Annotated in this window: 3 protein-coding genes; all 3 read left to right on the forward strand. The window is 39.5% G+C overall.

The genetic code is table 11. The features are described 5' to 3' along the window. Window positions 1-7 precede the first annotated feature (7 nt). Genes HAV12_RS09955 through HAV12_RS09965 form a run of 3 tightly spaced genes read left to right on the forward strand, consistent with a single transcriptional unit; the run spans window position 8 to window position 23372 of the window. Entirely contained in the window at window positions 8-11422 is an 11415-nt protein-coding gene (locus HAV12_RS09955) for a non-ribosomal peptide synthetase (RefSeq protein ID WP_171569502.1), read from the forward strand. After that, on the forward strand, window positions 11419-22647 hold the full coding sequence (locus HAV12_RS09960; protein ID WP_171569503.1) for a non-ribosomal peptide synthetase: 11229 nt from the start codon (window positions 11419-11421) through the stop codon (window positions 22645-22647). The genes HAV12_RS09955 and HAV12_RS09960 overlap by 4 nt, the downstream gene beginning before the upstream one ends. Before the next feature lie 47 nt (window positions 22648-22694). Beyond that, window positions 22695-23372: a hypothetical protein gene (locus HAV12_RS09965; RefSeq protein WP_171569504.1), complete on the forward strand. Its 678-nt coding sequence runs from the start codon at window positions 22695-22697 to the stop codon at window positions 23370-23372. Window positions 23373-23406 lie beyond the last annotated feature (34 nt).

Below are 23406 nucleotides of genomic sequence, written 5' to 3' on the forward strand. Positions count from 1 at the left end.
TCTTAATATGCTTATTAGTAATACTTTAGTTGATGTTTTAGAAAATGCCGCACAAGAGCAAACCGGAATTACGTTTATTCGTTCCTCTAGTGAGGAAGTAACGTATTCTTACCGGGAATTGCTTAGTAAAGCATTGTATACGCTCCATAATCTTCAGGAATTTGGAGTGCGCTCCGGCGATGAGGTCATTATACAAATAAATGATAACGCAGAATTTTTACAGGTTTTCTGGGCATGTATACTGGGGAAAATCATTCCTGTTCCGGTCGCAATCGGAAGACAGGAAGGACACAAGCATAAACTATATAACATTTGGAAAAAATTAAATAATCCTTTTTTAGTCTGTGACAAAGGCCTGTTGGATGAAATGTTCACTTACAAAAGTGATGAGGTAACCGAAGCAGCGTATCAGAAAATTGCAAAAACGACACTATTTTCAACAGATGCTGTAGTCGAGAAATCCCAGGGCATTAGCAACACCGATATACGTGCCGAAGATATTGCCTACATTCAGTTTTCATCCGGTTCTACAGGAAATCCAAAAGGAGTGGAATTAACACATGCTAATTTAGTAGCGAACATTGTTGATATTGCAAATCGTTCGCAAATTACAGCAGCAGACCGATCTCTAAGCTGGCTGCCACTGACACATGATATGGGGCTGATTTGTTTTCATCTCTCGTGTACACTAAGAAAAATTCAGCAATTTTTATTGCCAACAACACTTTTTATCAGAAGGCCTTTACTTTGGATGGAAAAGGCAAGTGAGCATCAGGCAAGTTTGCTGTATTCTCCAAATTTTGGATGTCAATACATCTTATCGGCAATAAATACGGCAAAAAATCCGATGGACTGGAATCTTTCGAAGGTAAGGATCATGTACAATGGTGCTGAGCCAATCTCATGGAAACTGTGTAATCAGTTCCTGGAAGAAATGGCACAGTTTCAATTGCCTTCATCCATTCTGTATCCGGGTTACGGACTGGCAGAAGCATGCGTGGCGGTGACCCTTCCAATTGTAGGGAATCCTTTCAAATGTTATTTTGTAGACCGTAATCATTTGAAAATCGGAGAAAAAATAGTAGAAGTGGCCAACGAAAATAGCGCCAACAGTACTTCATTCGTAGAAGTTGGAAGACCATTGGACCAATGTCCCGTACGAATAGCAAATGATAATGATGAAGTATTGGCGGACAAGCACATAGGACATATTCAGATCAAAGGGGCGAATGTGACCACAGGATATTATAATGATCCCGAAATAAGTGCAGCCTGTAAAACAGACGATTACTGGCACAGAACAGGAGATTTAGGATTTATGTACGAAGGGGCTTTGGTCATCACCGGACGTGCCAAAAACCTGATTATTATTAACGGACAAAATATTTATCCGCAGGATATTGAAGAAATTCTTCATAAAAAACTTCATTTAAAACCGGAAACTGTCGTAGCCTGCAGCGCCAGGAAAGATGTAAATCATTCCGAAGAATTACTGATTTTTGTACAGCAACGGTCGATATCGGAAGATTTTATTCAGACAATTTGGGATATAAAGCGAGAAGTTCTAAATGAATTAAATCTGGAAGTAAAACAGGTGATAGCCGTAAAAAGTATCCCTAAAACAACAAGCGGAAAAGTACAGCATTACCAATTGGTACAGCAATATCTTGCAGGAGATTATGAAACTCAAATTCTGAAAACAACGGAATTAGAAGAACAATTAACAGACAAAGATGACGATAAAACGAATTCTTTAGATGATAAATTGTGGTCCCTCGCCAGGCACATCCTTAAGAATGATACCTTAGAATTTTCGCAAAATTTCTTTACCGATCAATTCAATAGCTTAAAGGCGACAGCATTACTATCGCGAATTCAGCAATTGGGCTACCAGATATCGATAGAAACACTTTTCAAAAATGCCAGTGTAGCAGCATTAAGCCAGTATCTCCAAAATAAGGAACAGGTTGAAATTGCAGCAATTGAAGTTGCGGAGACAGGCAATAATTATCCATTGACTGCGGGACAAAAGCGATTTTGGATGTTGCACCAATTCAATCAAAGTACTGCGGCACATATTACAAGTGTAAGCCGTATCAATGGAAATTTCAACCCAACCGCTTTCAGCAATGCCATGAAAACGATTGTAAACCGCCATGACAGTTTGCGTACCATTTTCAAAAGCGAAGCCGGAGAAATAGTCCAACAAGTCATTCCGGCGACTTCTTTTGACTTTGAAGTTAGCCAATTGGATTTCAGTACGAAACCAGCACCGGAAGCCCTGGCCAAATCACGCGCCTATGAAGTGGCCAACAGCAGTTTTGATTTATCGAAAGGCCCGTTACTTCGAGTAGAACTTATAAAAATATCCGAATCTCAATATTATTTTATTTTTGTCATCCATCACATTATCAGCGATGGCTGGTCTATTGATGTCATTAGCAAAGAATTACAATCATTCTATAAATCGTATAGTTTAGGAAACGAACGGATACTTTCGCCGCTGCGTTTGCAATACAAAGATTACGTTGCCTGGTACAATTCGTATGCTGCGACCGCTTCCTATGAAGCTTCCCGTACCTATTGGCTGAATCGTTTTTCAGGCGAATTGCCAAGTTTGGAATTGCCTTTCTCTAAAAATGGCGGGGATTCCCTGTCTTTTTCAGGAGCATATTTACACCATAGTTTCAGCCGCGAGATCAGTACAGCATTAAAAACACTTTGCGCGGCACATCAGGTAACCACCTTTACGGGCATCATGAGTGTGCTCAGCAGTGTATTTTATCAGCTTACCGGACAAACAGACCTTATTATCGGAACCGATACAGCCGGCAGAATACACCAGGATCTGGAAAATCAGGTAGGGTATTATTTAAATTTACTTCCTATCCGAATCGGTTTTTCAGCTGAAAACAGTTTTACGGAATTACTTTCTGTAGTACATCAGGAACTATTGTCAGGATACAGCCATCAGTCGTATCCGTTTGATACCCTGATCTCCGAATTGGGATTACCAAGAATTATGGGTAAGCCTCCGCTATTGGATGTACTGGTCTTGTTTCAAAACTTCGAAAATGCATTAGGTTTTAATGATTTAATCGAAGACGTTTCCATTAGCAGTGAAACGATCGAAACCCCGACAAGCCTGAATGATTTATTATTGGAATTCAAAGAAACCAACGATACCTTATCACTCACCATTCGTTACAATACAGCCCTTTACAAGGCCGAACAATTGGAAGTTTTCATAACCTCTTTCGAAAATATATTATCCAAAGTAATAGCCCATCCAACGCAGTCAATTGAAAAATCAGGCATTCTGTCAGAAGCAGAAAAAGCTACAATTCTACAGTTCAGCAAAGGAGCAACCAAATCCTATGAAGCAGGATCGATAGTAGAACTATTCAGAAAACAGGCAGCCAAAACACCCGAGTCCAACTGTTTAACCTATGAAGGCAAAAGCCTTAGCTATGAGCAAGTAGAAGCACTTTCGAATCAACTGGCCGATCAATTGGTAAACGAGTATCAGGTAAAAACCGGAGCAATCATCGGATTAATGACCCATCGTGATTTTGATATGATTATCGGAATGCTAGGGGTTTTAAAATCCGGGGCAGCGTATCTTCCTATCGATAAAGACTATCCCGTTGCACGTCAAAATTACCTGATAACTGACAGCGGATTAGACGTACTCATTGTGAGTCAGAATGTGGAAGTTGAAGCAGCAGTTTCAAAATTAGAACTCCATATTGACCAATTATCAAAATACGATAATAATTATAAGGGAATCACAGCATCAAAAGACGATCTGGCGTATGTCATGTACACCTCAGGTACCACAGGAAAACCAAAAGGAGTAATGATTACCCATAATTCACTATTGGATTATACACAGACTTTTGTAAACTATTTTGGACTTACAGCCAATGATGTTGTTATTCAGCAATCCTCCTTTAGTTTTGATACCAGTGTAGAAGAAATTTATCCGATATTAAGTGTCGGCGGCGAATTGATATTAACCTCTTCGGGCGGAAAAGACGTCGAAGCGTTATTAAATCTAACAGCAAAACATAATGTTACGCTTTTAAGCAGTACGCCCTTGGTGCTACAAAGCATCAACGAATTACTGGCAGCGCGCAACAGCAACATACCATCCTTAAGAACAGTAATCAGTGGAGGAGATGCTCTAAGATTAGAATATATTTCCAACTTTTCAGAAAAAGTAAAACTGTACAATACCTACGGCCCAACAGAAGCAACGGTTTGTACCAGTTACTATGAAATAGACAACAGCAGCGTTTCCAACTGTATCGGAGCTCCTATTTTCAACAGGGAAATCTACATCTGTAATAACGATCTGGAAATACAGCCACAATTTGTAATTGGGGAATTGTATCTGGGAGGAAGCGGGATTGCAGCAGGATATCACAATCAGCCGACACAAACAGCAGAACGTTTTATTGAAAACCCTTTTGGGAAGGACAAACTATATAAAACAGGTGATTTAGGGTATTGGGATGCCTCAGGAAATATTCATTTTGTGGGTCGAAAAGACCATCAGCTGAAAGTTCGTGGTTATCGTGTGGAAACAATGGAAGTAGCCAAAGCCATCATCGCCTTTGAAGGTGTTACGGACAGTTATGTGACGGGCTTTAATGCTCATGGCATACAACATTTAGTGGGCTATTATACCGGAAAAAGTACCGAAACCGCTTTACGTGACTATTTACGCAATGAGTTGCCGGATTATATGGTTCCAACCTATTTAATTGCAATGGAATCTTTCCCAATGACAGCCAACGGAAAAATAGCCATCGACAAATTACCGGATCCCATACTGGTTTCCGCAAAAGAACATCAGCCCGCCCGAAACGAAAGAGACGAGCAGCTGATTACCATTTGGAAAACCGTATTACAAACAAACAATATCGGAATCACCGATAATTTCTTTGAGCTGGGTGGCCATTCCTTAAAAGCCGTTCAGATTGCCAACAGAATACAGGAAGAATTCTCGGTAGCCATTGGCCTGAAAGAAATATTCTTATATCCGGTATTGCAAGACCAGTCCGATCTATTGGCTGCTTTGGAGGAATCAGTATACGAACCGATTCCGGTGGCAGCTGTTCAGGACGGATATCCGTTATCCTATGCACAAAGAAGATTATGGTTTTTGGATCAATTGGGAATCGCCAAACAATCCTTCAATTTATGCTGGTTATGTAATATTGAATTAGGAAACAAAGCATTCAACCCAACCGCTTTCAGCAATGCCATGAAAACGATTGTAAACCGCCATGACAGTCTACGTACCATTTTCAAAAGCGAAGCCGGAGAAATAGTCCAACAAGTCATTCCGGCGACTTCTTTTGACTTTGAAGTTAGCCAATTGGATTTCAGTACGAAACCAGCACCGGAAGCCCTGGCCAAATCACGCGCCTATGAAGTGGCCAACAGCAGTTTTGATTTATCGAAAGGCCCGTTACTTCGAGTAGAACTTATAAAAATATCCGAATCTCAATATTATTTTATTTTCGTCATCCATCACATTATCAGCGATGGCTGGTCTATTGATGTCATTAGCAAAGAATTACAATCATTCTATAAATCGTATAGTTTAGGAAACGAAGCTGTACTTTCGCCGCTGCGTTTACAATACAAAGATTACGTTGCCTGGTACAATTCGTATGCTGCGACCGCTTCCTATGAAGCTTCCCGTACCTATTGGCTGAATCGTTTTTCAGGCGAACTGCCAAGTTTGGAATTGCCTTTCTCTAAAAATGGCGGGGATTCCCTGTCTTTTTCAGGAGCATATTTGCATCATAATTTCAGCCGCGAGATCAGTACAGCATTAAAAACACTTTGCGCGGCACATCAGGTAACCACCTTTACGGGCATCATGAGTGTGCTCAGCAGTGTATTTTATCAGCTTACCGGACAAACAGACCTTATTATCGGAACCGATACAGCCGGCAGAATACACCAGGATCTGGAAAATCAGGTAGGGTATTATTTAAATTTACTTCCGATTCGAATCGGTTTTTCAGCTGAAAACAGTTTTACGGAATTACTTTCTGTAGTACATCAGGAACTATTGGCAGGATACAGCCATCAGTCATATCCGTTTGATACCCTGATCTCCGAATTGGGATTACCAAGAATTATGGGTAAACTTCCACTATTGGATGTACTGGTATTGTTTCAAAACTTCGAAAATGCATTAGGTTTTAATGATCTAATCGAAGACGTCTCCATTAGCAGTGAAACGATCGAAACCCCGACAAGCCTGAATGATTTATTATTGGAATTTAAAGAAACCAACGAGACCTTATCACTCACCATTCGTTACAATACAGCCCTTTACAAGGCCGAACAATTGGAAGTTTTCATAACCTCTTTCGAAAATATATTATCCAGAGTAATAGCCCATCCGGCGCAGGCTATTGAAAAATATAACATCCTGTCAGAAGCAGAAAAAGCTACAATTCTACAATTCAGCAAAGGAGCAACCAAATCCTATGAAGCAGGATCGATAGTAGAACTATTCAGAAAACAGGCAGCCAAAACACCCGAGTCCAACTGTTTAACCTATGAAGGCAGACGCCTTAGCTATGATCAAGTAGAAGCACTTTCGAATCAACTGGCCGATCAATTGGTAAACGAGTATCAGGTAAAAACCGGAGCAATCATCGGATTAATGACCCATCGTGATTTTGATATGATTATCGGAATGCTAGGGGTTTTAAAATCCGGGGCAGCGTATCTTCCTATCGATAAAGACTATCCCGTTGCACGCCAAAATTACCTGATAGAAGACAGCGGATTAGACGTACTTATTGTGAGCCAAAATGTGGAAGTTGAAGCAGCGGTTTCAAAATTAGAACTCCATATTGACCAATTATCAAAATACGATAATAATTATAAGGGAATCACAGCATCAAAAGACGATCTGGCGTATGTCATGTACACCTCAGGTACCACAGGAAAACCAAAAGGAGTAATGATTACCCATAATTCACTATTGGATTATACACAGACTTTTGTAAACTATTTTGGACTTACAGCCAATGATGTTGTTATTCAGCAATCCTCCTTTAGTTTTGATACCAGTGTAGAAGAAATTTATCCGATATTAAGTGTCGGCGGCGAATTGATATTAACCCCTTCGGGCGGAAAAGACGTCGAAGCGTTATTAAATCTAACAGCAAAGCATAATGTTACGCTTTTAAGCAGTACGCCCTTGGTGCTACAAAGCATCAATGAATTACTGGCAGCGCGCAACAGCAACATACCATCCTTAAGAACAGTAATCAGTGGAGGAGATGCTCTAAGATTAGAATATATTTCCAACTTTTCAGAAAAAGTAAAACTGTACAATACCTACGGCCCAACAGAAGCAACGGTTTGTACCAGTTACTATGAAACAGACAACAGCAGCGTTTCCAACTGTATCGGAGCTCCTATTTTCAACAGGGAAATCTACATCTGTAATAACGATCTGGAAATACAGCCACAATTTGTAATTGGGGAATTGTATCTGGGAGGAAGCGGGATTGCAGCAGGATATCACAATCAGCCGACACAAACAGCAGAACGTTTTATTGAAAACCCTTTTGGGAAGGACAAACTATATAAAACAGGTGATTTAGGGTATTGGGATGCTTCAGGAAATATTCATTTTGTGGGTCGAAAAGACCATCAGCTGAAAGTTCGTGGTTATCGTGTGGAAACAATGGAAGTAGCCAAAGCCATCATCGCCTTTGAAGGTGTTACGGACAGTTATGTGACGGGCTTTAACGCTCATGGCATACAACATTTAGTGGGCTATTATACCGGAAAAAGTACCGAAACCGCTTTACGTGACTATTTACGCAATGAGTTGCCGGATTATATGGTTCCAACCTATTTAATTGCAATGGAATCTTTCCCAATGACAGCCAACGGAAAAATAGCCATCGACAAATTACCGGATCCCATACTGGTTTCCGCAAAAGAACATCAGCCCGCCCGAAACGAAAGAGACGAGCAGCTAATAACTATTTGGAAAACCGTATTACAAACAGACAAAATCGGCATCACTGATAATTTCTTCGAATTGGGTGGCCATTCCTTAAAAGCCGTTCAGATTGCCAACAGAATACAGGAAGAATTCTCGGTAGCCATTGGCCTGAAAGAAATATTCTTATATCCGGTGCTGCAAGAGCAGTCCGATCTATTGGCTGCTTTGGAGGAATCAGTATACGAACCGATTCCGGTGGCAGCTGTTCAGGACGGATATCCGTTATCCTATGCACAACGAAGATTATGGTTTTTGGATCAGTTAAATGAATCGTCCATTGCCTACAACGTTACCTTCGGACATTGGCTGCAGGGACCCTTAGATATAGAAGCCTTGTCGTATGCTTTCAATGCCTTAATAAAAAGACATGAAAGCTTAAGAACAGTTTTCAGATGGCAAGACGAAGAAGTAAAACAATACGTAAAAGCTTCTGAAACCATTGATTTTGAAGTAGAAAGTATCGATTGGGAAAAGGCAAAAGACGACGATGAAAAAGTAGTAAATACTATTTTCAAAGAATACAATACTGCTTTTAACTTATCGAAAGGGCCGTTGTTAAAAGTACACGCGTTCAGACTTTCAGCAGAAAAGCATTTTCTGTTCATCAACATACATCACATTATTGCAGATGAAATTTCGGTTCAGATACTAATTGCAGAACTGCAGGAATTATACAACGCGAAAATTAACGGAAACCAGATAGTTTTAAAAGATTTAAAAGTTCAGTACAAAGATTTTGCGGTTTGGCAGCAAGTGTCGAAAGAGCAGCAAGAAATTAGTCATAAATCGTATTGGTTAGAAAAATTATCAAGTGAAATTACTCCGTTGAATCTTCCAACATGTTTTCCAAGAGGCATAGAGCAAACCTTCAATGGAAAACGCATAAAACACACGTTTGGAAAGGAAATAAGTGCAAAGTTTCATTCGTTGTTAGAGCAACAACAGTCATCGCTGTTTATGGGGGTGCTTTCTTTAGTGAAAACACTTTTATATCGCTACACCGGAACTCAGGACATCATTATAGGAACTCCGATATCCGGCAGGGTACATCCCGATTTAGAAAATCAGGTTGGATTCTATCTGAATACTTTAGCCCTTAGGGATGAATTATCCGGTGATATGAGTTACGAAGCTTTACTAACGCAGGTAAAACAAACCTGTTTAGACGCGTATGAACATCAATCGTATCCGTTTGATTTGTTGGTCGAAGAGTTGGATGCTGCCCGTGATTTGAGTCGTTCCCCATTATTTGATGTAATGGTGGTTTTGGAAGACATGGAACGTTATGATAAAAAACTTTCCTTTTCCGATATCACGATTGAAGGAGAATATGTGGATGAAGAAACAAGCAAATTCGACATCACTTTCTACTTCAGTAAACGAAATGATAATTTACATTTAACGATCGAATATAACACTTCGTTATTTTCAGCTTCGCGAATTGCAAGAATGGCTTCGCACCTGGAAGAATTGTTGGCATTAGTTGTAGCGGCTCCACAGACCAGTATTGGGAAATATAATTATTTATCGGATGCAGAACGTACTACTATTTTAAAGAATTTCAATGCTACGGCAAAAGATTATCCTTTAAGCGGCAGTTTCCTGACCCGATACGAGCAAAATGTAAACAAAACTCCACAAGCGGTGGCAGTTTGTTATGCAGATCGAAAATTGAGTTACGAAGCATTGGATGCCGCTGTAAACCAATTGTCGAATTATCTGAAAAACAATTATAATATTCAGCAAGGCGATTGCGTCGGTTTACTGATGGACCGCAGCGAATGGATGTTAATCTCGATGTTAAGTATACTGAAACTGGGCGGTATTTATTTACCGATTGATAAAAGTTATCCCACATCCAGAATCAGTTACATCTTAGAGGATGGCCGTGCAGCGTTATTGATTGCTGATACAAAATATACAGATGAATCCGGGATCAACGTAATGCTGCTGCCGGAGCTAACAGAAGAAATTTCCACTTACAGCAGTGAGCTGGCACCCGTTGCTGTTGATGAAGCAGATCTGGCGTATATGATTTATACCTCCGGTTCTACAGGAACCCCGAAAGGCGTAAAAATCCTTCACAGATCGGTTACCAACTTAATGTATGCGATGGAAAGTGAAATTTCAGCAAACGCATCCGATTCGTTACTGGCTGTTACGACTTATGCTTTTGATATGTCTGTGGTCGAGTTATTCCTGCCGCTGCATGTTGGTGCAAGTGTGATTATCGCCTCAACGCCATCATTGAAATCACCCGAAGCCATCATCGAATTGTTTGAAAAACACGATCCGAGTATCATGCAGGCCACGCCTGGTTTCTGGCAGATGCTGGTAGATGCTGGCTGGGAAGGAAGCGAGAAAGTGCGTGTCATTACAGGAGGAGAAGCGTTATCGTTATCACTGGGAGAAGCACTGATCAACCGCTCAGAAACAATCTGGAACATGTACGGACCAACGGAAACCACGGTGTATTCGACTTATAAAAAAGTAAAAGAAACCCAGGACATTCCATACATCGGACGTCCGGTCGACAATATGCAATCGTACATCCTGGACAAAGAATTGCAACTGGTACCCATCGGCGTAATCGGAACCTTATATATGAGCGGAACCGGAATCGCAGTGGGCTATCAAAACAAAGAAGAACTGACATCAAAAGCTTTTATTGCTCATCCGTACCAGGAAAATACAGTCATGTACAACACCGGGGATTTATGTATGTGGAACGAAGAAGGCAGTATAAAATACTACGGCCGAATTGACCATCAGATAAAAATCCGCGGTTACCGAATCGAACTGGAAGAGATCATCTCGGCGATGTTAAGCTTTGAAGGTTTACAGCAAAGTGTAGTGGTAGGATTGGAAATCGATGGCGAGAAACATCTGGCAGGTTATTATACCGGAGAAGAGGTAGAAAGCAATTCGCTGAGAAAACACTTAGCAGGCTGTCTGCCGGAATACATGATTCCAACGTATCTGACCGGCATCGAAAAATTCCCTTTAACACCAAACGGAAAAATAGACAAACGTGCCTTACCCAACCCAACAGAAGGAATCGTGAGGGAATATGTCGCAGCGACCAATGAAACCGAACGCGTCTTAATCTCGATTTGGGAAGAAGTAATCGGAAAAGAACAAATCGGAATCAAAGACAACTTTTTCGAACTCGGTGGCCATTCCTTAAAAGGAATTCAGATTGTGTCGAGAATCAAAAAAGAATTCGGGGTTAAACTGGAATTAAAAGAACTTTTCATTGCGCCGGTATTGGAAGATGTCGCTTCCAAAATTTCCATTATTCAATGGGCAAAAAAATCAGAAACGCCAGGAGCTATTATCATTAAAAAAGATACCATAACATTATGAATGTATATACATTTTTAGAAGAACTAAAATCTAAAGAGGTTCAATTAAATCTCAAAAATGGAAAGTTAGAAGTACAGGCTCCTGAAGGAGTACTGACAGCTGATCTTGTGGAACGTTTAAAACAATCCAAAGAGGAAATTATTGCCTTATTGCAACAGACAGGAACTGAAGAAAATGTATCTGAAATTCCGGTAGCAGCAAAAAAGGAATATTATCCATTATCCTTTTCTCAAAACAGACTTTGGGTTTTAGATCAGTTTGATCAGGTGGCAACCGTCTTTAATATGGCGATGCAATATCGACTGAATGGTGCCATTGATGAAAAACTATTCGCACAGGCGTTCGAAATTTTAGTTGCGAGACATGAAATCCTGAGAACCCGTTTTGTAGATAAAAATGGCCAGCCGTATCAGCACATATTAGAAAATGCAACAGAAGGAATTTCTTTTGAAAGCTTAGATTATTCTAATAGTGAAAATTCAAATCAGCTGGCACAAAATAAAGCAACAGCAATTGCGGAAACCAAATTTGATTTATACCAGGATCCGTTATTAAAAGTGGCGATTATAAAAGTGGAAGAGGAGCAGTATTTTCTATCCTTATGTATTCACCACATTATTTCTGATGAATGGTCGATGAATATTTTGGTCAAAGATGTAATGGCAATTTACAGCGGATTAAAAAATGATAAAAAAGCAGTTCTGGAACCTTTGAGAATACAGTTCAAGGATTACGCCAGCTGGGAATTAGAAAACATAAAAAATGAAACTGCAAGCCAACAATACTGGCTAAAGAAGCTGGACGGAACACTGCCGGTCTTAGAACTGGTTTCGGATCACATTCGTCCTGCCCTGCAAACGTATAACGGTAACGAAGTTGCCGTACAAATTTCAAAAGAAAACAGCCAAAAATTTTACGAACTGCTGGAAAAAAATGGTACAACCTTATTCATGGGAGCCATGTCTCTGGTCTATACATTATTGTACCGCTATAGCGGTAATAATGATATTATTGTAGGAGCGCCGGTATCGGGACGTAAACAGGCAGACTTAGAACATCAGATTGGTTTTTATATCAATACGCTGGCTTTAAGACAAAATATTGATGGTGCTTCAGGTTTTACGGCATTATTGCAGGATGTTAAAACCAATATCCTGGAAGGTTATCAGCATCAGTCTTATCCTTTCGATTTATTAGTCGACGAATTAACCGTGCAAAGAGATCCGTCAAGAGCACCCTTATTTGATGTGATGGTTGTGGTGGAAGATGAAGGAAAAGACAACTTAACCAAATTTGAAGGGGTATCGATTGAAGAAGTGCCTTTAGAAAAAAAAGTAAGTAAATACGATCTTACGTTTTGGTTTAAAGAAGGTGCTTCGGGAGAAATCGCCATTCATCTGGAGTACAATACCGATATCTATAGTAAGGATCGCATGACACGATTAGCAGTTCATTTAGTAAAACTATTGGACAGTGTTATTGCAGACGCTACCACTCCGTTAGATCAATTACTTCTCCTGAAAACAGAAGAACGAAAAACACTACTGGAAGACTATCAGGGAAAGAAAGTAGCACAATCTTCGGATACCACTTTGATTTCACTTTTTGAAGCACAGGCAGACAAACAAGGAAACGCCTTAGCTGTAAAATATGAAAACAATTCGCTTAGTTATGCAGCATTAGAAGCGCGTTCGAATCAATTAGCACACTATTTACAAACCCAACACCATATTGGTAAAGGAAGTATTGTTGGTGTGATGCAGGACAGAAGTGAGTTTTTGCTGATCAGTATTTTAGGAATATTAAAAGCTGGCGGTGCCTATTTGCCAATTGACCGTAACAATCCCGCAGATCGTGTCGCATACATGCTGGCAGATGGAAATGTATCATTTTTACTGACAGATACCGAGGTTTCGGACTATGCAGTAATCACCAAAAATAGTACACAACTGCAGGAAGAATTAGGGAATTATCCTGACACCCGATTAAATATAGCGATAAACGGAGAAGATCTGGCGTATATCATTTATACTTCAGGTTCCACAGGAAGACCAAAAGGAGTGATGATCAGACATAGTTCCGTGGTGAACTTACTACAATCGGTTACCCCTGTATTTGATTTTTCAAACAGGGATAAAGTACTGGCAACGGCAACTTTTACGTTTGATATTTCTGTATTTGATTTTTTCATGCCTTTGTGTACGGGAGGTTCGCTTATCATCGCCACAAATCATGTAATTACAGATCCGTTATTGCTATCTGCAATGCTTGAGGAAAATGAGATTACTATTATGCAGGCGACTCCAAGTGTCTGGAACGTGCTTTTGGAAGCGGGTTGGAAAATCTCAACTCCCTTAAAGAAAATAAGTACCGGAGAATTTTTACCGGTTTCATTAGGAACGCGTTTATTAGAAATTCCGGGAGCACTTTACAATATGTATGGCCCGACGGAAACCACGATCTGGTCTACATTTCAGCAGATTAAAGAGGTGAAAGATTTATATTCAATAGGAAAACCAATCTGCAATACGACCATTTTCCTATTGGACAAACAGGGACAAGTAGTGCCTCAGGGAATTATAGGAAACCTGTTTATTGGCGGTGCAGGAGTTGCAAAAGGCTACACGGATGCTGAATTAACAACGAAAAAGTTTATAAAAAATCCTCTTAATAATGACGAAGTAATTTATGACACAGGTGATTTATGCCAGTGGGATTTCAATGGGAATCTGGTCTACCTTGGAAGAAGCGACAATCAGGTTAAACTTAGAGGATATCGTATTGAGTTAGGAGAAATAGAAACGTTGTTATTACTGGATGCACAAGTAAACCAGGCGGTTGTAATCGTAAAAGGTGATTTTCTTTTAGCCTATGTGACAGGAAAGGAAAAACTGGACAGAGAGCATTTAAAAACAGTGCTTCAAAGCAAGCTGCCAGCTTATATGGTACCTGCTCACATTGTACAATTAGAGATGTTTCCACTAACTTCCAGCGGTAAGATTGACAAATCAGCCTTGCCATTTCCAAAAGAATTATCTTCCAAAACCTACAGCGCACCGGAAACGGAAGCGGAACAATTGATAGCAGAAATCTGGTCCGAATTATTATTAACAACACAAGTAGGAAGGGAAGACAATTTCTTCGAATTAGGAGGGAATTCTCTTAAAGCAATTCAGTTCATCACAAGATTAAGAAATGAGGCTTCCTTACAAATAAACATAGAGTCTGTTTTCAGAAACCCGGTATTACAAAACCTGGCCAGACAAATTAAGGAAATAGCATCAAAAGAAGCATTCCTTATACCAAAAGCAGCGGTACAGGAGGATTATGAATTATCAAGAGCACAGCGAAGAACCTGGTTGCAGGTGCAAAGACAACCGGAAGCAACGACATTCAATATAATTACAAGGTATCATTTAAAAGGAATATTAAATCGTAACGCATTAGAAGAATCTTTTAACGCGTTAATCAGCCGTCATGAAAGCTTAAGAACGGTTTTTGTTTCAAAAGGAGCAGAGCCTCGCCAGAAGATTGTATCACTGGAAGAATATAATTTTTCCATTGAATACAGAGCAGGAAAAGACAGTCAGTCGGTAATTGCTGAATTTACGAATCATGTCTTTGATTTGAGCAAAGGACCGCTTTTCAAAGCCACCGTTTTAGAAAATAATTCCAACGATCAGGAATTATTTTTCGCCATACATCATATCATTTCCGATGAATGGTCAATGCAGATTCTGGTTCGTGATCTAATAAACTATTACAACGCATTAGTACGAAGCGAAGCGGCTTCAGTAACACCATTGTCTGTTCAATATAAAGATTATGCCGCCTGGCAATCTTCTACTTCTGGCAGTGCCGAATTTGAATTATCGCGTAACTACTGGAAAAACCATTTATCAGACGCACCGGGAATAGAACTGGCTTCTGACCGTCCGCGTCCGGCCATAATGAGCAATAACGGATCTCAGTATAATTTCTCCTTTTCTACAGCAGCAAGCGAAGGATTAAAAGCAATCTGTGCGGCATCAGGAAGTACCTTATTCATGGGCGTTAGTGCATTGGTGTATACCTTATTATACCGTTACACGGGACAATCGGATATCACTTTAGGAACACCGGTTGCCGGAAGAAATCATGCCGATTTAGAAAACCAAATCGGATTATACCTGAATACTTTGGCTTTACGCGCTGAATTTAGAGGGGAAGATAATTTTAAAGACTTATTATCGAAAGTAAAAGAAATTAGCATTTCGGGTTTCAATCACCAAAGCTATCCGTTTGATGTTTTGGTCGAAGATTTAGACCGTTCTCTAGAAAAAAATCGCGCTCCCTTATTTGACGTAGCGGTTATTTTACAGAATGTAGATTTACAGTTCATGAAATCGTTGAAGATGGAAGGGATTGAAATTGATGCAAAAGATTTGGATTTAAAAACAAGTAAAAGTGATCTTCGATTTGAATTTATAGAACGCGAAGATTGTATAGAAGGCAGTATTGAATACAATACAGACTTATATGACGAGGCACGTATGGTACGTATGGCCACTCATATGGGAAATTTACTGACAGCAATTCTCGATGCGCCAAATCAGGTATTAAACGAAATAGAATACTTAGAAGAGACAGAATCAGAAACCTCAAAATGGTTTGAAAAGCCGGTACAAAAAACAGCCTCAAAATACATTCACAAAAGCTTCGAGGAAATTGTATCTGCTTATCCGGATCATACCGCAATTGTGGAAGATAATGGACGTACAAGTTATGCCGCCTTAAACTCCTTTGCCAACCAGTTAAGTGGTTTGTTATTGGAGACAGGTTTGTCATCTAATAATGCAGTGGGTGTATTATTGCCAGGCGGAAAAGAATTAATCGGAAGTTTATTGGCTTGTTTGAAGACTGGAATTACCTATGTGCCGCTATCGAATAGTTTTTCATTGACCCGAATGCAGCAGGCTGTTTCAGAAACAGCGATGAAAGTTTTAATTACCGATGAAGCTTCGTGGACTGTATTTCAAAGTCAGGATATTGATCATGAATTCACGCATGTTTTGGTATTTAAAGCATCAGAATTGAGTATAGGCTTAGCCGTTTACAAAGCAAGTTCCTCAGGCGAATATTTATTGTCCGATTACAGTTTAGAAAATTACAGTGAAGAAAATGTTGCAGTTGAGTATCCAATAAATAACAGCAGTTATATTTTCTACAGCTCCGGTACCACCGGAAAATCGAAAGCGATTGTGGGGAATCAGGAAAGTATTTCACATTATATCAACTGGCACAAAAACACTTTTGGTTTCAATACCGAAAGCCGTGTAAGCCAGATTGCTTCAGTCACTTTTGATGCCAGTTTAAAAGACATCTTAACGAGTTTGATTTCAGGAAGTTCTTTATGTATTCCAACTGCGAAAACGCGCGAGAATATGGTGTTATTAGGCCAATGGCTTTCAGTAGAAAAAGTAACCATTTTACAAACGGTTCCCTCTTTATTCCGATTATTAACCAATAGTCTGGTGGAACAAAATCTTTCTTTACAAGACATAAAAGAAGTGGTTCTGGCAGGAGAAAAAGTATACGGTCGTGATGTGGCTTTATGGCGCTCGCTTTCCGGACATACGGCGCGCATGAGCAATTTATACGGACTGACCGAAACTACAGTTTTGAAAAGCTGTTACCATATTCCGGAAGGAGATTTAGATGCCGGTACCGTTTTACCTGTTGGAAAAGCCATTGACAACAGTATGATTGCTGTAATCAATGACAGCGGACTCAGCATGTGGGGAGAAATAGGGGAAGTGTATATCAAAAGTCCATACATCAGTAAAGGCTATTTGGATCAGGAACTTACAGCGACGTTATTAGTACAGAATCCATTGGTTTCGGATCGTGAAGATCTGGTTTGCAGAACAGGCGATTTAGGTCGTTATGACAGCGACGGAAACCTGGAAATTCTGGGAAGAATTGACGATCAGATCAAACTGCACGGCATACGTGTAGAACTGGACGGTATTCGCAGTTCTTTACTAAATTTAGAAGGAGTAGGGCAAGTAGAATTAGTATTACACACAGATGCCACAGCAGATTCTTTATTGTGTTATTATACCGGAACAGAATACGGTTCAGGCGAATTACGTTTGCTTTTATCGGCAACCTTAGACCGCAGCAGTATTCCGGATTACTTTATTTATGTAGCAGAATTTCCGTTGACCCTAAACGGTAAAGTCGACAAACGTGCCTTACCAAAACCATCAGAATTATTGCGTGCAGGCAACTATGAAGCGCCAAGCGGTGCGATTGAAACCTCACTGAGTAATATCTGGGCAGAACTGTTAAGCATTCCGCAAAGCAGTATCGGAAGAAACGATTCGTTTTTTGATTTAGGCGGTTCGTCTTTAAAAGCGATTCAGCTGATTTCCAGAGTGTATAAAAACCACGAGGTACAATTGAGTATTGCAGAAATCTTCAGTCATTCCACATTAAAACCGCAGGCTTCCTTAATAGCGGAATCAAAAGGCAACACTTACCTTTCTATTCAAAAAGTAGCAGAACAGGACGATTATGCCGTTTCTCACGGACAAGGCAGAATGTGGCTTATTGAACAGCAGATAGACCGTGTTTTTCCTTTTAATGGTGTAGATATTTATCGTTTAAAGGGAAATTTAGATATTGAAGCTTTAACCCAATCGTTTAAAAAACTTATCGATCGTCATGAGAGCCTTCGCACTATATTTATCCAAAAGGAAGGCAGACCACGTCAGAAAATACTAAACAGCAGTGATGTTGTGGTTCATATAGAAATTATTGATATCAGTGCAGTTCCGGAGCGCAGAAGCATCTTGATCGAAGAATTAAGAAATGCTGCTTTTGATCTGAGTCAATGGCCTTTATTCCGGGTAAAATTACTATCCTACGGAGCGGATGTCTATGATTTGGTTTATGTAGATCATCATATTATTTCGGATGAATGGTCTTTACAGGTCTTAATCCACGATTTGGTAACGTATTATAATGCATTCGTTTTAAAACAAGAAGTTGCTTTAGAGCCATTGCCAATTCAATACAAAGATTATGCAGCCTGGCAGTCTTCACTGGTAAACAGTACAGATTTTGAAGTTTCCGCAAAGTATTGGAAAACACATTTACAGGATGCGCCAAGAATAGAATTAGCCTCTGATCGTCCGCGTCCGGCCGTAATTAGCAATCAGGGATCTCAATATAATTTTTCCTTTTCAAAAGAAGCAAGCTCAGGATTAAAAGCAGTTTGTACGGAATCGGGATGTACTTTATTTATGGGAGTAAGTTCTTTAGTATATGCGCTATTATACAGTTATACAGGACAATCCGATATCACTTTGGGAACGCCGGTTGCCGGAAGAAATCATGCCGATTTAGAAAAGCAAATCGGATTCTATATCAACACCCTGGCATTGCGGGCGCAATTTAAAGGCGATGATAGTTTCGAAGAATTATTAGACCATGTCAAACAAGTATGTGTAGCAGGATTCAGTCATCAAAACTATCCGTTTGATATATTAGTCCATGAATTAGACAATAATGTTGCTAACAACCGTTCCCCTTTATTTGATGTCCTGATCGTTCTTCAAAATGTAGATTTACAAGTACTGGAATCTTTAGAGATGGAAGGCCTGGAAGTAACATCCGACGTCGAAGAATTAAAAATCAGCAGAGGCGATTTACGTTTTCAGTTTACGGAGCATGAAGATTTTATACAATGTAATATTGAATACAATACTGATTTATATGATGCAGATCGAATAATTCGTATGCAGAATCACATAGAAAACTTACTGGCAGAAATTGTGAATTCGCCTAAAGTTTCCATGAAAGAGCTTATCTATTTAGGCGAAGAAGAATTGTCTTCGTCGAATTGGTTTGAAAAACCGGTACAAAAAGTACCTTCAAAATACATTCACAAAAGCTTTGAGGATATGGTATTCTCTTATCCGGATCGTACGGCATTAATAGAAGCTAATGGAAGTACAAGTTATAAATCCTTAAACTCCTTTGCCAACCAGTTAAGTGGTTTGTTACTGGACACAGGCTTGTCATCAGATGCTTCGGTAGGTGTATTATTGCATAGCGGAAAAGAACTGGTCGGAAGTTTACTGGCTTGTTTTAAAACAGGAATCACCTATGTGCCTTTATCGAACAGTTTTTCACTGGCACGAATGCAGCAGGCCCTTTCAGAAACCGCCATGAAAGTTTTAATTACCGATGATGTTTCCTGGGCTGTATTTCAAAATCAGGATATTCGTCATGCATTCACTCATGTTTTGGTATTTAAAGCATCAGGTTCTTCCGTTTTGGGAGATTTGGGACTTGGTAATTTTGATTTGATTTCACTTGAGCAGACCACTTTGACAGTATACGAGGTAAGTGCTTCGGGAGAATATACAGTATCGGATTACAGCTTAGAAAGTTACAGTGAAGCCAATATTGCAGTTGATTACCCAATTACGAACAGCAGTTATATTTTCTACAGTTCGGGTACCACAGGCAAGTCGAAAGCGATTGTCGGGAATCAGGAAAGTATTTCACATTATATCAACTGGCACAAAAACACCTTCGGATTTGACACCGAAAGTCGTGTAAGCCAGATCGCCTCAGTCACTTTTGATGCCAGTTTAAAAGACATCTTAACAAGTTTGATTTCCGGAAGCTGTTTGTGTATTCCAGGTACAAAAATACGGGAGAATATGGTGTTGTTAGGCAAATGGCTTTCAGCAGAAAAAGTAACCATTTTACAGACTGTTCCCTCTTTATTTAGATTATTGACGAACAGTCTGGTAGAACAGAATCTTTCTTTAAGAGATATAAAAGAAGTGGTTCTGGCAGGAGAAAAATTATACGGCCGTGATATTTCTTTATGGCGATCCCTTTCCGGAAATACGGCCCGCATGAGCAATTTATACGGACTGACCGAAACTACAGTCTTAAAAAGCTGTTATCATATTCCGGAAGGAGATTTAGACGCCGGTACCGTTTTACCTGTTGGAAAAGCTATCGACAACAGCATGATCGCTGTAATCAATGATAGCGGACTCAGCATGTGGGGAGAAATCGGTGAAGTCTATATCAAAAGTCCATACATAAGCAAAGGATACCTGGATCAGGAACTTACAAAAGCCTTATTGGTACAGAATCCACTGGTTAGCGACAGAGAAGATCTGGTTTGCAGAACAGGAGATTTGGGCCGTTACGACAGCGATGGAAACTTAGAAATCCTGGGAAGAATCGATGATCAGATCAAATTGCACGGCGTACGTGTAGAACTGGACGGTATTCGCAGTTCTTTGTTGAATTTAGAAAGAGTCGGACAGGTAGAACTACTGTTACACACGGATGTTTCAGATTCATTACTGTGTTATTATACGGGAACAGAATACGGCTCAGGCGAATTACGTTTGCTTTTATCAGCCAAATTAGACCGCAGCAGTATTCCGGATTACTTTATTTATGTGGAAGAATTTCCTTTGACCCTAAACGGCAAAGTCGATAAACGTGCCCTGCCAAAGCCATCAGAATTATTGCGTGGCAGTAACTATGAAGAGCCAATAGGTGCAATCGAAACTTCACTGAGTACTATCTGGGCAGAACTTCTGGGTGTTCCGCAAAGTAGTATTGGAAGAAATAATTCCTTTTTTGATTTAGGCGGTTCCTCACTAAAAGCAATGCAATTAATTACACATGTATATAAAAAACATGATATACAATTAGCTATTGCGGATATCTTCAACTATTCAGAACTAAAGGCACAGGCAACGCTGCTCTCCGATTCTAACCATAAAACAGTCTATCATGCCATACCAAAAATAGCAGAACAATATGATTATGCATTATCACATGCTCAGCGTCGTACGTGGTTGATTGAACAGCAGATAGAAGGAGTTTCACCTTTTAACGGAATAGAAGTATATCGATTAAAAGGAAATCTGGACGTAGCTGCCTTAACGCAGGCATTTGCACAACTAATTGACCGACATGAAAGTTTACGCACCATTTTTATCCTGAAAGAAGGCGAACCACGTCAGAAAATAATCAAAAGCAGCGATGTGGTGGTCAACATAGAAACCATAGACATCAGTCAAACTCCTGAACTTAGGAATACAATAACAGAAGACTTACGACACCAACGGTTTGATCTTAGCAGCTGGCCGCTTTTTAGAGTAAAAGTACTTTCATACGGAGCCGATGTCTATGATTTAGTTTTTGTAGATCACCATATCATTCTTGATCAATGGTCCATGCAAATTTTAGTACGTGATCTGGTAAGTTATTATAACGGATTCCTGAGAGGGGAAGAATCCTCTTTAGAACCATTATCAATTCAATACAAGGATTATGCAGCCTGGCTGTCTTCGGATATCGGAAGTACGCAATTTGAAGTATCCGGTAAGTATTGGAAAACAAATTTACTGGACGCACCAAAAATAGAATTAGCCTCCGATCGATCACGCCCTCAAACGATAAGCCATCAGGGTTCGCAACAGCATTTTTCATTCTCCAAAGAAGTAAGTGCGGCCTTAAAAGAATTATGTTCTGAAGCCGGCTGTACCCTGTTTATGGGAGTTAGTGCCTTGGTATATACCTTATTATACCGTTACACCGGACAATCAGACATTACGTTGGGAACACCGGTAGCCGGGAGAGATCATACCGATTTAGAAAATCAAATTGGTTTGTATCTGAACACAATAGCACTTCGAGCCAAATTTAGCGGTGAAGATAATTTCAAAGAAGTACTCGCACAGGTAAAACAAATAAGTGTAGCGGGATTTCATCATCAAAGTTATCCATTTGATTTATTAGTCGAAGAATTAGGGATCAATGCCGCTAAAAACCGTTCACCCTTATTTGATGTTGTAGTCATCCTGCAAAATATAGATTTACAACTGGAATCTTTAGAAATGGAAGGATTGGAAGTAACCTCTGACAACGAAGAATTGAAAATTAGTAAAGGCGATTTAAGATTTCAATTTATTGAACGAAAAGAGCATATAGAAGGAGGTCTCGAATACAGCACAGACTTATATGATAGCGATCGTATTGCACGTATGATTACAGATCTGAATAATCTGCTAGCGGGGATTCTTGAAAAGCCAACGACTAAAATTAGAAAATTAAACTTCTTATCCGAAATACAAACGAAAAAACTGGCCGCCAAACGCGCCAGTTTTGCAGATGATTTATTAGAAGACTATTAAAAAATATAACGAACCACTATTTACAAAACAACCATCACACAGAAAATATGAAAAAAGACAGTATAGAGAAAAGTTACGATATAGAATGGCCGGGATGGTCATTAGACAACAATAATTTCGGAGAAGAGTTTGATGCGGAAGCCAGAATCAGAATGATTGAAACAGGGCGAAAATTGCTCCCTTATGTACTGGAATACGCCAACCATTCGTCAAAACAATACTTAGAAATAGGACCTTTTTTTACGCCTTTATTATTTTCTGATGAAGCCATTAATACCTTGCCAAAAGATCGAAAAGTTAGTTTTTTAGAAAATGATCAGAATGTAATCAGTTGGTTAACAGAAAAATTCGATTGTAATATCCTGAATCTTGACATTAACGCGATCACATTTCCGCAGGATTTAAAACAAAAAATGACCTCTCAGTTCGGAGCACACGAAAACTTTTATGATGTGATTACCGTCTCTCAGATTGTTAATTATATAGACTATAAATTGTTGCTGGCCAATATTTATTCCTCCTTAAAAACAGGAGGACAAATTTTTATAAACAATGTAATTGACTACGGCATTCCGGTATTGTTTTCAGAAAAAAGACCAAAATCGAATCAGGAAATAATAAATACGGCGATCGCTTTGGGATATAAAGTCCTATTGCAGGAAGAGCTTGCAAAAACTTTTAATAAAGAACCTCATCACCGATTAATTCTGATTCTTACCAAATAAAAGAAAACGCTTTACGTCTACAATAAAAATCAAA

It is taken from the genome of Flavobacterium sp. CLA17 (assembly GCF_013112255.2).
Lineage (GTDB): Bacteria > Bacteroidota > Bacteroidia > Flavobacteriales > Flavobacteriaceae > Flavobacterium > Flavobacterium circumlabens.

Bases quoted from the DNA above. Each gene is read 5' to 3' on its own strand.
- HAV12_RS09960 (WP_171569503.1), top strand. From the start codon at position 11,419: ATGAATGTATATACATTTTTAGAAGAACTAAAATCTAAAGAGGTTCAA.
- HAV12_RS09955 (WP_171569502.1), top strand. From the start codon at position 8: ATGCTTATTAGTAATACTTTAGTTGATGTTTTAGAAAATGCCGCACAA.
- HAV12_RS09965 (WP_171569504.1), top strand. From the start codon at position 22,695: ATGAAAAAAGACAGTATAGAGAAAAGTTACGATATAGAATGGCCGGGA.